The sequence below is a fragment of the Amycolatopsis sp. NPDC021455 genome (assembly GCF_040640995.1).
Taxonomy (GTDB): domain Bacteria; phylum Actinomycetota; class Actinomycetes; order Mycobacteriales; family Pseudonocardiaceae; genus Amycolatopsis.
Genome location: NZ_JBFACT010000069.1, coordinates 20,037 through 33,348, shown reverse-complemented (window position 1 = coordinate 33,348; position 13,312 = coordinate 20,037). Strand labels below are relative to the sequence as shown.

The following is a 13,312-nucleotide window of genomic DNA, read 5'->3' as shown; positions in this document are numbered from 1 at the left end:
TGGCTCTGCCCGCAGCTTGCCACGGATGGCGCGGGTATGGCGAGATCCGCATGGGTGGTTAATGCGCAACATGGTGCGCCCTGCGCAACTCGGCGGGCGGACTTGGGTGAGTGGGCCTCCGGCCCCCGGTTTCCAGCTTATCGGGAGGGACCGGCAGTTTCGGGCGGCTCCGGCAGGGTCATCGACGCGAGCTTCGCCGGGTCGGCCACCGACGCGATGCTCACGATCCGGCCGTCGACCACCGTGAACGCCACCACCGACATCGGGGTGCCGTCCGCGTGCCAGGCCACGACGCCCGGCAAGCCGCCGACGAGGACCGCGCGGCCGCCCGCGGCCGCGCCGATGCGGGCGCCGGCCGCGACGTTCGTCGCGCCGAGGACCACCACCACGCCGTCCGGGGTGTCCACCGTCAGGCGCACGTCGGGGTCGAGGATGCGCAGCAGCTCCTCGAAGTCGCCGTCGCGGGCTGCCGTCAGGAAGGCCTGGACGACCTCTCGCTGCTCCCGACCGGCCGGTGCCGGAGGCGCCGGGGTGCGGACCTTCCGGCGGGCGCGGCTGGCGAGCATCTTGGTCGCGCCGGCGGACTTGCCGAGGATGCGGCCGATCTCCTCGAACGGCACCGCGAACAGGTCGTGCAGCACGAACGCCAGCCGCTCGTTCGGGCCCAGCGTCTCCAGGACCACGAGCAGCGCCAGCCCCACCGAGTCGGCGAGGGCCACGTCCTCCTCCGGCGCGGTGCCGTCGTCGACCTCCACGACGACCTCGTCGTACGGCGCCTCGGGACGCGCCCGGCGCGAGCGCAGCACGTCGAGACTGATCCGGCCGACCACCGTCGTCAGCCAGCCTTCGAGGTTGTGGATCTCCGCCGCGTCCTGGCGCGAGAGGCGCAGCCACGCCTCCTGGACCACGTCTTCGGCGTCGGCGGCCGAGCCCAGCACGCGGTGGGCCACCGCGCGCAGGCGGTCGCGCTGCGCTTCGAACGTCTCGGCCAGCGTGTCGGGCATGTCGTTACCTTCCTCGGTTCCGCTCCGTCGTGGACATGACGGGCCCGGAGGGCCACAGGTAACCGATGGAGGAACGATGGAACCACGGCTGAAGACCCGGAGCGATCCGGACGTGACCGGCGCGGTCCAGCAGCTGTTCAAGGTGGTGCACGGCGCCGGCGTCGATCCGCTGCTGCTCGAGCTGGTCCACCTGCGGGCCAGCCAGATCAACGGCTGCGCCCCGTGCACCTACGCGGGCGTCCAGGCGGCGAAGAAGCAGGGCGAAACCGACGATCGGCTGCACAGCGTCGTCACCTGGCGCGAGACGCCGTTCTTCACCGAGCCGGAGCGGGCCGCGCTGGAGCTGACCGAAGCCGCCACGCGGATCCAGGACGGCCAGCCCGGCGTGACCGACGAGATCTGGGCGGCCGCGGCCGCGCACTTCGACGAGAAGCAGCTGTCCGCGATCGTCACGCACATCGCGCTCACCGGCTTCTTCAACCGGATCAACCGCGCGATCCGCGAGCAGGCCGGCAAGACCTGGTGATGGTCCGTGAAGGCCTCCTTACCGGCTCTTATGGCCGGTAAGGAGGCCTTCACGGCCTTCAGGCCGGGGTGATGATGTACGCGACGCCGCCGGGGCCGCTCGCCACGGTGCCGTCCGCGCGGTAGCGCTTGGTGCGCTGCCAGATCTTCTCGAACTGGTCGCGCTTGTAGACGTTGCGCACCGTGGCGTCGCTGCTCGTCGCCGGGTCGTTCGCGATCACGTCGCCGTCCTTGGTGAACCCGACGACGACCATGATGTGCCCCGAGGTCCCGTACCCGGCGCCGTCGAGCTCCGAAGCCAGGAACGACTGCGACGTGATCACCGGGATGCCGTGGGCGATGTAGTTCTCCAGCTCGTTCAGCGAGTGCAGCCGCGTGATGTGGCCCCGCAGGCCGCGCGAGGCCGCGTAAGCGGTGTTGAACGGCCAGTTCCCGGTGCCGTCGTAGGCGTGGTCGTAGGTGGACCGCGCCGCGAACGCCACCTGCGGGTCGACGTAGCCCGCCGGGATCCACGACATCTCTTCGGCCGACGGCTTCTTGCCCCAGTACTCGGCCACCATCTCGGTCGACGTCGGGCTGCACCACGCCTCGCCGCCCCCGCCGTACTGCGGGAACTGTCCCTTGTGGAGGTTCTGCGCGTACGCCGGCACCTTCAGCTCGATCCCGGTGGCGCGCCCCGGCTTCGTCGGCTGCACCTCGAACCGGTCCGGCACGGCCGAGGTCATCGCGCCCAGCAGCGTCACCGACGGCGTCGCGCCCGATCCGGCTTCGCGGTAGAGGCTGATCCGCAGCTTGTACGACTTCAGCGTGACACCGGTCTTCATCTCCAGCGTGTCGACGTCCACCGTGGCGTTCGCGTCGTCCTGGCCGTCGACGCTGGTGCGCAGGATGTCCGTGTCGCCGCTGGCCCAGCGGCCCATCACGTACCACGCGGTTTCGGCGCCCGCCGACGTCTGGCCCTGCGCCTCGACCTGCAGCCAGGTCTTCGACGGCGTGCGCGCGTTCCACGACGCCACGAGCTGCGTCGCGCCGAAACCGTGGCGGTACGACGGCGACGTCCACTGGCCGTACTCGTACGTCTTCGTCGTGCCGAGCTCCGGCTCGGTGTGCTCCACCGTGCCGATCGGGTGCGTGATGCGCAGGCCGTCCCGGGTCAGGCCGACGCCGGCGAAGCCGCCTTCGTGGAAGCGGCCGCCGGTCCATTCGTGGTAGTCGATCGCCTCGTCGTCGCCGGGCCGGGCGGGTCCCGTCTGTGCGGCGTCGGCGGCTTGCGTGGTTACCGCGGTCAACACGACCACTGACAATAAGGTGAACAACTCGCGTACCCGCATCCCGGCTCCCTGATAGACCCACCCAGTAGGCAGGGATTTTCGCCGGTTCGGCCGGGTATGTAAACAGGTACCTACAGGACGGCCTGTGTCTGTGTCACTTTCGCGACCAACTTGCCGTCGTCGTCGTGGATTTCGGTCTCCACCACGACGAACTTGCGCCCGGCGTGCAGTGGTCTGGACGACGCAACGGCGTAGCCCGAACGTACCGCGCGCAGGAAGTTCGTCTTCGATTCGACGGTCGTGGTGCCCTGTCCGCCCTCCGGGAGGTTGAGGAACGCGCACACGGCGCCGGTCGAGTCGGCCAGCGCCATGAGCGCGCCCCCGTGCAGCGCGCCGCCGAGCGTGCAGAGGCTCTCGTCCCACTTCAGCCGGCTGCGGACGAGCGCGGGCCCGTGCTCCAGGACCTCGACGCCGAGGCGTTCGGAGAACGGCATCGAGCGGTGGAACAGCTGGGTGCCCTCGAGATCGGTCATGCGCCCACTGTGCCGCAAACTCAGCTCAGCGGGTTCACCAGCAGCAGTTCCGTGTTGTGGTCCTCGGCCGCGCCGACCCGGCCGAGGTTGACGTGGATGTCGTTGTAGGAAAGTTCGCGGTACAGCGACGCAAGCGCTTGCGGCGTCCGCGTGCCGTAGTCCACGGCGTACGGTGCTTCCGCCTCGATCAGCGTCGTGAACAGCGACAACGTGCCGTCGGCGTTGTCGGCGACCTCCACGATCCGGGCGTGCTGCGGGAAGTCGACGTGCGACGCGGTGTTGATCTCCCAGAACCCCTGCTGCGGGGTGTTCCCGGCGTGCGGGGTGATCTTGTTGAGGTGCGTGTGGCCGTTGACCCAGGCCAGCACGTTCGGGAACCGCTTGAGCAGCGCGACGAACGCGTTGCCGTCCAGCCGCGGGTCGAGCAGGTGGCGCGAGTCGGGCAGCAGGTTGCCCATCGAGCCGCTGGTGTGGTGGCTGAAGAGGATGAACAGCTCGTCGCTGACGGCGTGGGTGACCTTGCGGCCGAAGAAGTCGTAGTAGGTGGAGCTGCCCCGCTTGAGCGTCGACTCGACCCAGCTGTACTGCGCGAGGCCGATCGAGCCGTCGGCGAACCCGGCGTCGGTGGTGGTGTCGAGGCTGATCCCGGTGACGCCCGGTGCGATCCGGAAGGTGTAGTAGACGTTCTGGCCGTCGGCGTTGGCGCTGGTGAAGCCGTGCCCGACGGGACCGGGGCCGGTGTTGGCGGCGTCGAGGTGCGCGCGCACGAACTCGCCGGTGCTGAACGGGCGGCGCCGCGCGTCCGGGGTGACCTCGCGGATGGTGCCTCCGCCGCCGAACAGCTCGGACACCGGGACGCTCGAGCCGCTGGTGATGGCGTCGGCGAGCTTCTTCGCGGTGGCCTCGTCCTTGCCGATGACCTTGTACTTCCCGGTGTACCAGGCGTCGATGCCGGGGATCTGCGCCGGCAGCGAGCCGACGACGCTGTCGTCGTGGTTGCCGAAGGTGCAGAACCACGGCACGTCGAGGCCCGGCGCGGTGAAGGTCTTCGTCGCCGCTTCGAGCAGGCCCGGGATCTGCGGGAAGCCCTTGGCGGTGTAGGCGTCCTGGCCGGGGGTGGCCGGGTTCCAGAACTCGTGGTTGCCGGAGCTCTGGACGCCCTCGTAGGCGTTCGGGTCGCCGGAGTTCGGCGTGACGCTGCCGCCGTTGAGGACCTTGAGGAACCAGTCGAGCTCGATCAGCTCGTGGTTGTCGGTGTTGTCGCCGGTGGTGACCATGAGGTCGAACGGCCGCCCTGTGAACGGGCCCTGCCGCACGCTGTTGACGCGTTCCACGAGCGCGCTGGTGGCGACGGTGCCGAGCACCTCCTGCGGCCGGTGCGCGGAGCCGATGAAGGGGTGCAGGTACTCGAAGCGCGCGGGGCTTTCGGCGTCGGTGATGTGCAGGTCGGTGAACTGCACGAAGGAGCTGAGGGCCCGGCGCCGGTCGTCGCGGCCGGCCTTCGGGGAGGCGAGATCGCTCCGGACGACCAGCGGCCAGCCGGGCCCGCTCTGGAGGCGGGTGTACTGGCTGCCGGCGCTGACGGGGGTGGCGACCTGGTCGAGCGTGGTGCCCAGGGTGGTCACCGATCGCGCGGCGGTGAGTCGCAGGGCGCGGTCGAGGGCGTTGGCGGTGGGCGTGCACAGCAGGAGCCCGATCCCGGCGGCGCCCGCGGTGGCGAAGGTGCGACGGGTGAGTTCGGCCATGGTTGTTCGCTCCCCAGTCTTCTCGGTTGACCGGCACCATGCCGGACTTGGGTGGACACGGGGTGAACGTGAAAAACATTCACCGTGACAGTTCAATCCACCTTGTCACAGCGTTCGGGGTGGGGTGTACCGCCGAAGGTCGTGGTCAATTCCGCCGCGAGGACCGTTCAGCAGAAGGCACCGCACGTGGTGACGGCCGTGGCCGCGGTGAAGAACAGCGCCATCACCACGATGGCCGGGATGATCGCCAGGATGCCGCAGATCAAGCCGGCGATGCCCATGCCGCGGCCGGTGAACCCCGGCTTGGCGGCCTGGGTCATCCCGGCCCACGAGAGGCCGATCGCGAGCAGCCCCATGAGCACGTCGCCGAACGGGATCCAGAAACCCAGCAAGGCCAAGATTCCGACCACCATGCCCGCGACGCAGAGCCCACTGGTGCGCAGCATCGGGTACGGCACCGGAACCGCCGCATACGGCTGCGCGGGCAGGGGGCCGGACACCGGATACTGCTGAGGCTGCCATCCCGGCTGGACCGGGGCGGGCGTGTGCGCCCCGGGCTCTTCCGGGTGCACGGGCGGGTAGGGACCGGGCGTGGTCATGGGGCACCTGCTTCCTTCGAGACCTCCCGAAGTCGGCGCTCGTCCGCCGCGTGTTACGACCCGCCCAAACCGGACTCCGTCACTCCGCGGACGAGGTACCGCTGCAGGAACGCGAACAGCAGCACGATCGGCAGGATGGACACCGCCGCCGCCAGGAACAGCAGGTTCAGCTGGGGGTTCTGGGCCGTCAGCAAGCCCGACAGCGCCACCTGGACCGTCCACGAGTCCGGTGACTGGGCGATGATCAGCGGCCACAAGAACGCGTTCCAGCTGCCGATCACCGTGATCACCGCGATCGCCGCGAAGAAACCCTTCGAGTTCGGCACCACGATCCGCCAGAACACACCCCAGCGGCTGAGCCCGTCCACCCGGCCCGCCTCCTCCAGCTCGCGCGGGAAGTCCGAGAAGTACTGGCGGAACAGGAACACGCTGAACGCGCTGAACAGCCCGGGGATCACCAGGCCGCGGAAGTCCGACAGCCAGCCCAGTGACGAGACCACCACGAAGCTCGGCACGAACGTCACCGACGTCGGGATCATCAGCGTCGCCAGCACCGCGTAGAACACGATCTTGGCATGCCGGTACGGGATCCGGGCCAGGCCGTAGCCCGCCAGGGAACAGACCACCAGCAGGCCGGTCGTCTGCAGGGTCGCGACCAGTGCGGAGTTCAGCAAGCTGCGGGCGAACGGCACGTCCGGCAGCGAGAACAGGCGGGAGAAGTTCTCCCAGTGCACAGTGACCGGGAAGAACGTCCACTGTGGAGAAACGATTTCCGCGCGGGACGCCAGGCCGTTGCGCAACAGCAGGTAGAAGGGCAGCAGGAAGAGCACTGCCGCGACCACCAGCGAAGCCCAGCGGAGGAATGCCTTCATGACGGCCGTCCGAAGCGGAACACCCGGCCCTGCAACAGGGTCACCAAGGCGATGAGCAGCGCCAGGATCACCGCGCCGGCACTGCCGCGGCCGAGGTCCTGGCCGCCCGAGCCGAGCGACGTGTAGTACAGGTAGACCAGCGGCGGCCGCGCGAACGGCGGGTAGCCGCGGGCGTCGCCCATGATGTTGTAGAACTCGTCGAACGCCTGGTACGCGTTGATCAGGTTCAGCAGCAGCACAGCGACCGCCGTCGCCCGCAGCTGCGGCAGCGTGATGTACCGGAACACCTGCCACCCCGGCTTGGCGCCGTCGAGCCACGCCGCTTCGTACAGCTGGGCCGGGATCCGCTGCAGTGCCGCGACGAAGAGGATCATGTAGAACCCCAGCTGCAACCACAGCCGCGCCGTCACCAGCACCACCCAGTACAGCGGCGGGTGCACCGTTCCCGTCCACGCCACCGGGTCCACACCGAACACCGACAGCACGGTGTTCGCCAGTCCATATCGGACACCCGAGAACAACGACGTCTTCCAGATCAGTGACGCCACCACGTACGAGCAGGCGAACGGCAGGAAGAACACCGACCGGAAGAACGCCCGCGCGAACCGCAGCTGGTGGACGCCGAGTGCCAGCGCTAATGACAAGACGAACGTCAGCGGCACGATGAACAGCGCGAACACGCTGAACGTGCCCAGGCTCGACAGGAACGGCTCGTCGGTGAGCATGTGCGCGTAGTTGTCCAGCCCGACGAACCGCGTCGGCGTGACCGTGTTGCGCGCGTCGAAGAAGGACAGATACGCGCTCCACCCGATCGGCAGGTACGCGAAGATCGCCAGGCCCAGCAGAAAAGGCCCGACGAACAGCCAGAACGCGCGCGCGTCGCGCCGCTTCATCCGAACAGGCGCTTCAACTCGGCTTTCGCGACCTCGACCGCCGTTTTGACCTGCTCGACGGGGTCGGCCCCGTCCTTCGCGATCTTCGCGACCGCGTCGGACAACGCCGCGTTCGACTGCTGTGTCCACACCGGACCGCCGACCAGGTGGCTGTTCTCCTTGACGAACCGGGCGACGTCGGCGGCCGGCCCCGACTTGAGGGTGTCCGCGCGGTCGATCAGGCTCTGGCGCGCCGGGACGTGGAAACCGAACTTCGTCGCGAACTCCAGCTGGTCGGCCGTGTTGTCGATCCACAGCCACTTCACGAACGCCTTGGCCTCGGCGACGTGCGCGCTCTTGGCGTTGACCATCGCGCCGTACGCGCCGACCGGCACCGACGGCGCCCCGCTGCCGTCGAGACGCGGGAACGGCAGCACGCCGAAGTCGTCGTCGAACGCGTCGCGGATCTTCGGCACGTTCCACAGCCCGGTCCACTGCATCGCGGTGAGCCCGTCGATGAACGCGCCCGGGTCGGACCAGTCCGAAGGCGCGCCCAGCAGCAAGGAACCGTTGGCGTTCAGCGTGTGCAGCTTCGCCAGGGCGGTCGCCGCGCGAGGGTCGTCGAAACCGACCTCGCGGTTGCCGTTCTTCAGGTAGTCGAGGCCGGCCGACCACAGCAGCGGCCCGGTGAGCACGCCGACGCCGCCGTCGTTGCCCGCGAAGAAGCCTTTGATGCCGTCTTTCGTGAGCTTCCCGGCCGCGTCGACCAGCTCGTCGACCGTCTGCGGCGGCTGCACGCCCGCGGCCTGCAGCAGGCTCTTGCGGTAGAAGAGCACCTGCGTGTCGGTGGCCTGCGGGATGCCGTAGACCTTGCCCTCGACGGTCTGCGCGGCCAGCACGGCCGGGCTGAAGTCGCCCTTCACCGGTGCGATGACGTCGTCGAGCGGGACGACCTGGTTCTGGCGCACCCAGTCGATCTTGACCTGCGCCTCGAAGACGTCCGGCACCTTGCTGTTCTGCAGTGCGGTGACGATCTTCGAGTCGTAGTCGCCCGGGTTCCACTGGACGTTCACGGTCGCGCCGGGGTAGGTCGCGGCGTACCGCTTGACGGCGTCCTGGACGCCTTCCTCGCCGTACGCGTGGTACCACTGCTGGAGCGCGACCTTCGGCGTGTCCGACGGCGGCGGGCCCGCCGAGTACGCCGTCGAGGGCGGCGGGTCACCCTGCCGCCCGGTGTTCGACCCGCATGCCGTCGCCAGCGCGCCCATCCCTGCGAGCGCGAGAAAACTCCGCCTGTTTCGCTGCATCCCCAGAACCCCTCCGACGTGCTCTGAAGGTCACCATAAGGGCGCAAGGGTCCCTTATGGTGACCGCCAGAGGCATGAGACTCGCCGGAGATTTACCCCGTTAGAGCTGCGCGATGTCGAGCTTTCCCTCGGAGTAGGACGCGCGGATCCGCTTCTTGTCGAACTTGCCGACGCTGGTCTTGGGCACCTCGTCGACGAACGTCCAGTTCTCCGGCAGCTGCCACTTCGCGACCTTGTCGGCCAGGTAGTCCCGCAGCTCCTCGGGCGTGACGCTCTGGCCCTCTTTGAGCACGACGGCGACCAGCGGCCGCTCGTCCCACTTCTCGTCCGGGATGCCGACGACCGCGGCCTCGGCCACCGCCGGGTGGCCCATGACCTGGTTTTCCAGGTCGACCGAGGAGATCCACTCGCCGCCGGACTTGATGACGTCCTTGGCGCGGTCGGTCAGCGTGAGGAAGCCGTCCGGGCTGATCTTGCCGACGTCGCCGGTGCGCAGCCAGCCGTCGTGGAACTTCTCCGGGTCGACATCTGCGCCGCCGTAGTAGGACGCCGCGATCCACGGACCTTGGACCTCGAGCTCGCCGACGGCCTCGTTGTCCCACGGCAGCACCGCGCCGTCGTCGTCGATCAGCCGCGCCCGCACCGACGCCGGGAAGCGGCCCTGCGTGTAGCGGTACTTCCAGATGTCCTCGCCGGTCGCGGACGCCGGCGGCCGGGCGACGCTGCCCAGCGGCGACGTCTCGGTCATGCCCCAGGCGTGCAGGATGGGGACGTTGTGCCGCTCCTGGAACGCGTGCATCAGCGACGGCGGCACCGCCGACCCGCCGACGACGACCTCGCGCAGGTGCGAGATGTCCTGCGGGTGCGCTTCGAGGTGGGCGAGCAGGCCCTGCCAGACGGTCGGCACCGCGCCGGCGAACGTCGGCTTCTCGGCGGCCAGCATCGCCGAGATCGGCGCCGGCTGGAGGAACCGGTCCGGCATCAGCAGTGACGCGCCGACCATCAGCGACGCGTACGGCAGGCCCCACGCCATCGCGTGGAACATCGGCACGATGGCCAGGGCCTTGTCCTGCTGGGCGAGCTTCATGCTGTCGGTCATGCAGACCTGCATCGAGTGCAGCCAGATCGACCGGTGCGAGTAGGCGACGCCCTTGGGGTCACCCGTCGTGCCCGAGGTGTAACACATCGCGGCGGCCGAGCGCTCGTCGACGTCCGGCCAGTCGAAGGTGTCGGGCTGGGCGGCCAGCAGCTCGGCGTAGGAGTGCACCTCGACGCCGTCGGGTGCTTCCAGGGACGCGGCGTCGCCGTTCGCCACGATGACGTGCCGGACCGTCTTGAACTGCGGCAGCTGCTTCGCCAGCAGGGGGACGAGCGTGCCGTCGACGATGACGACGTGGTCTTCGGCGTGGTTGGCGACGAACACGAGCTGCTCCGGGAACAGCCGGATGTTCAGGGTGTGCAGGACGGCGCCCATCGCCGGGACGGCCAGGTAGGCGGCCATGTGCTCGGCGTTGTTCCACATGAACGTGCCGACACGCTGGTCGCCTGTCACGCCGAGGCTCCGGAGCGCGTTCGCGAGCCGGGCGGCGTGCCGGCCGAGGTCGCCGTAGCTCTCGCGACGGGCTTCTGAACCGGTCCAGGTGATGACTTCGCTCGCCGAGTGCACCGATGTGCCGTGACGGAGCAGGTTCGCCAGCGACAGCTGGCCGTCCTGCATGGTGCTCAACATGGTCGCTCCCGGGGGGTCGTTCGCCGGTGAACTGGGGTTGCGCCGACTCTAGTGCGGATCGGGTGAAGCGGACATGGTCAACAACGGCTCCGTTCGGTCACGGTCATCGCGCGATCGGGCGACGACCGGACGATGATCAAGATCATCAGTTTTTCTGATTTTCCTTATGTGCAAGGAAATGTGCACGAGAACAGCGCGTAACGGAGGCTCCACTTCCGGGTGAGTGAGGCCACGCGGGGCACTTCTTGGGAGCGTTTCCGCAGGCCGGAGCGGGTTGCCCGGTATCACCTCCGGGGGTAATAAGTGCGTGTCGGTTGCACGGCCGTGAAGCGGGTGGCGTTTACTGGGCCCGTGGCAAGAGACGGCTGGCCAGCGCTTGCGGGAGCAAGCACACAGAAAAGCCGTCGGCCGCGAAAGCGGAGACCTGAGAGGAAAGGACTACTACGTTGGCTCTGCCTACGTTGACTCCGGAGCAGCGCGCCGAGGCCCTGGCCAAGGCCGCCGAGGCTCGCAAGGCGCGTTCGGAGCTGCTCGCGTCGATCAAGTCCGGCAAGGAGAGCATCGAAAAGGTGCTCAAGCAGGCCAAGGAGAACAAGACCATCGGGAAGACGAAGGTCACCCAGCTGCTGAAGGCCGTCCCCGGCCTCGGCGCGGTGAAGGTCGCCGCCCTGCTCGAGCAGGCCGGCATCGACCCGGACCGGCGTGCGGCCGGCCTGGGCGAGCGCCAGCGCGAGGCGCTCATCGACGCGCTCAAGTAGCCCGTCACCAGGAGCTGACCGCGAGGGGAGTGTCGCTGGCGACACTTCCCTCGCGGATCTCCCATCGCCTGGGAGGCTGGTGTGGTGAGTTCTCCTGACCCGGCCACCCCGGTCGACCTCGCCGCCCGCTACCAGCGAGGCGACTTCCTCTTCACGACGGCTTCGCGCGCACTGCTCGCGCAGGGCACGCTCCGGACCGTCACGGAGACGGACCCCCGGCGGCTCGCCTCGGTGATCCCGGGCGTCCTGGCCGAGACCGGCGCCCCGCTGGCCGCCGGTGTCCTGCCGTTCGACACCGGGCCCGACACGAAGGTGCCGGGTCACCTCGTCGTGCCCCGGACCGTCCACCGGTCCTCGGGGGTGCCCTCCTTGCCGCGCGAGGTCCTCCCGGCGCCCGTGCGGGTGCGAGCGGTGCCCTCGCCTTCGCAGCACATGGTGGCCGTCTCGGCGGCCGTCGCCGCTCTTCGCCAGCGTGACCTGCGGAAAGTCGTCCTGGCCCGCGCGCTGGACCTCGAGTTTTCGTCGCCGGTCCCCGCCGAGAGCATCGTGCGCAACCTGGCCGTGGGCAATCCCCGGCACTTCACGTACGCGGCCGAGCTGCCCGGCGGCCGGACGCTGGTCGGCGCCACACCCGAGCTGCTGCTGCGCCGCACCGGCCGGACGGTGTTTTCGTCACCGCACGCCGGTTCGATGCCGCGCTCGGCCGACCCGGTCGTCGACCGCGCGAACGGCGAGGCCCTCCGGACGTCCCGCAAGGACCAGCTGGAGCACGCCGTGGTGATCGACTACGTCGTCGAGGCGCTGCGTCCGTTCTGCCGGAGCCTGGACGTCCCGGCGGGGCCGGAGCTGGTGACGACGCCGGCGATCTGGCACCTGCGCACGCCGATCACGGGCGAGCTGGCCGACCCGGACGTCACGGCCCTCGACCTCGCGGCGGCGCTCCACCCGACCCCGGCGATCTGCGGCACCCCGACCGACGAGGCCCGCGAGCTGGTCCAGGAGCTGGAGCCGTTCGACCGCGACTACTACGCGGGAGCAGCCGGCTGGGTCGACGCGTCAGGCGACGGCGAGTGGGCGGTGGCGATCCGCTGCGCGGAAATCGCGTCGACCTCGATGCGGCTGTACGCGGGCGGCGGCATCGTGCCGGCGTCGGACCCGCAGGCGGAACTGGACGAGACGACGGCGAAGTTCCGCACGTTGCTGAGCGCGATGGGCCTGGAGGACTCGCTCACATAGCTGCGCTCAAGTGCCCCAATGTGGCGTTGGTTGCGTCCAGCGCACCCAATGTGGCGTTCGGTGCGTCAGACGAACCGAACGCCACATTGGGGCACTTTGGGCCGGGGTTATGGGGTCCAGTGCTCCTCGGTGACCGACAGCTCGTCGGTGGTCAGCACCGCGATGGCCGCGCGGTAGCCGTCCGCCGCCTTCAGGTCCACCAGGCGCGTGGTCGCCGGCTTCAGGGCCGCGTCGGCCGAGAAGACCAGGCGGGCCGGTTCGTCGTGGCGCGAGAACGTGATGCTCTTCAGCGGGATGCGCAGGCCCTTGCCGGTGGCCTTCATCACCGCCTCCTTGCGGGTCCAGTAGACGAAGAACGCCGCCGCGCGCTGCTCCTCCGGCAAGCCGGCCAGCGACGCCGTCTCGGCCGGGCTCAGCGCGTACTCGATCAGGCTCTCGTCGGCTCGGCGGGTGGTCGTTTCGACGTCGAGGCCCACCGGGACCGACGGCGTCGCCGCAAGGCCGATCAGCTCGCCCGAGTGCGAGATCGACAACGCCAGGTCCGCGCCCGGGATCCGCGGCCGCCCGTGCGGCTTGCCGCAGTCTTCGCAGGTCGCGTCGAACTTCACCGACTCGACCGGGACGCCCAGCCGCTCCGCCGCGACCGTCTTCGCCAGGACGCGGCCGGTGAGGAACCGCCGCTTGTCCGCGTCCTGCCGGTACGCGGCGAACCGCCCTTGCTCGACGTCGTCCAGCAGGCGCAGGAAACGCTCTTCGGCGGGCAACGGCGAGGACCAGCGGACCACGATCTCCATCACGCCTCCGATCTTTCCGGGCCCGGGAGCCGTTGTCACGAATTCCCGCCGAGGTCTGGGGCTACCC

At 69.4% G+C, this 13,312-nt stretch carries 13 protein-coding genes; 3 read left to right on the top strand and 10 right to left on the bottom strand.

Annotated features, from left to right (window positions below; genetic code table 11):
- Positions 1–137 precede the first annotated feature (137 nt).
- Positions 138–1,004 (bottom strand): sigma-70 family RNA polymerase sigma factor, encoded by an 867-nt coding sequence (locus AB0G28_RS41140; RefSeq protein ID WP_361102716.1) that lies wholly within the window; start codon positions 1,002–1,004, stop codon positions 138–140.
- Between the two features lie 76 nt (positions 1,005–1,080).
- Here AB0G28_RS41140 and AB0G28_RS41135 point away from each other — a divergent pair, with 76 nt between their 5' ends.
- Positions 1,081–1,530: a carboxymuconolactone decarboxylase family protein gene (locus AB0G28_RS41135; RefSeq protein WP_361102714.1), complete on the top strand. Its 450-nt coding sequence runs from the start codon at positions 1,081–1,083 to the stop codon at positions 1,528–1,530.
- A 58-nt stretch (positions 1,531–1,588) separates the two neighbouring features.
- On the opposite strand, the gene AB0G28_RS41130 is transcribed toward AB0G28_RS41135, so the two are convergent.
- From AB0G28_RS41130 to AB0G28_RS41095, 8 genes are all read right to left on the bottom strand, one after another.
- Positions 1,589–2,860, bottom strand: coding sequence for a peptidase C39 family protein (locus AB0G28_RS41130; protein WP_361102712.1), 1,272 nt, complete (start codon positions 2,858–2,860; stop codon positions 1,589–1,591).
- A 71-nt stretch (positions 2,861–2,931) separates the two neighbouring features.
- A complete protein-coding gene (locus AB0G28_RS41125) occupies positions 2,932–3,333 on the bottom strand; it encodes a PaaI family thioesterase (protein WP_361102710.1) in 402 nt (133 codons plus the stop codon).
- A gap of 20 nt (positions 3,334–3,353) precedes the next feature.
- Entirely contained in the window at positions 3,354–5,078 is a 1,725-nt protein-coding gene (locus AB0G28_RS41120) for a TIGR03767 family metallophosphoesterase (RefSeq protein WP_361102708.1), read from the bottom strand.
- Positions 5,079–5,245: 167 nt separating this feature from the next.
- A complete protein-coding gene (locus tag AB0G28_RS41115) occupies positions 5,246–5,677 on the bottom strand; it encodes a DUF4190 domain-containing protein (protein WP_361102706.1) in 432 nt (143 codons plus the stop codon).
- 53 nt (positions 5,678–5,730) lie between these two features.
- On the bottom strand, positions 5,731–6,549 hold the full coding sequence (locus AB0G28_RS41110; protein WP_361102704.1) for a carbohydrate ABC transporter permease: 819 nt from the start codon (positions 6,547–6,549) through the stop codon (positions 5,731–5,733).
- Positions 6,546–7,442: a sugar ABC transporter permease gene (locus tag AB0G28_RS41105; RefSeq protein ID WP_361102702.1), complete on the bottom strand. Its 897-nt coding sequence runs from the start codon at positions 7,440–7,442 to the stop codon at positions 6,546–6,548. Before AB0G28_RS41105 ends, AB0G28_RS41110 begins: the two co-directional genes overlap by 4 nt.
- Positions 7,439–8,728, bottom strand: coding sequence for a sugar ABC transporter substrate-binding protein (locus tag AB0G28_RS41100; RefSeq protein WP_361102700.1), 1,290 nt, complete (start codon positions 8,726–8,728; stop codon positions 7,439–7,441). The genes AB0G28_RS41105 and AB0G28_RS41100 overlap by 4 nt, the downstream gene beginning before the upstream one ends.
- 100 nt (positions 8,729–8,828) lie before the next feature.
- Positions 8,829–10,457: a long-chain fatty acid--CoA ligase gene (locus tag AB0G28_RS41095; protein ID WP_361102698.1), complete on the bottom strand. Its 1,629-nt coding sequence runs from the start codon at positions 10,455–10,457 to the stop codon at positions 8,829–8,831.
- Positions 10,458–10,903: 446 nt separating this feature from the next.
- Between AB0G28_RS41095 and mihF the strand changes: the two genes are divergently transcribed.
- A complete protein-coding gene (gene mihF, locus AB0G28_RS41090; RefSeq protein WP_051767699.1) occupies positions 10,904–11,215 on the top strand; it encodes an integration host factor, actinobacterial type in 312 nt (103 codons plus the stop codon).
- Positions 11,216–11,296: 81 nt separating this feature from the next.
- Positions 11,297–12,451: an isochorismate synthase gene (locus AB0G28_RS41085; RefSeq protein ID WP_361102696.1), complete on the top strand. Its 1,155-nt coding sequence runs from the start codon at positions 11,297–11,299 to the stop codon at positions 12,449–12,451.
- Between the two features lie 107 nt (positions 12,452–12,558).
- On the opposite strand, the gene AB0G28_RS41080 is transcribed toward AB0G28_RS41085, so the two are convergent.
- Positions 12,559–13,245, bottom strand: a complete 687-nt coding sequence (locus tag AB0G28_RS41080; protein WP_361102694.1) for a 4'-phosphopantetheinyl transferase superfamily protein — start codon at positions 13,243–13,245, stop codon at positions 12,559–12,561.
- Positions 13,246–13,312: the final 67 nt, after the last annotated feature.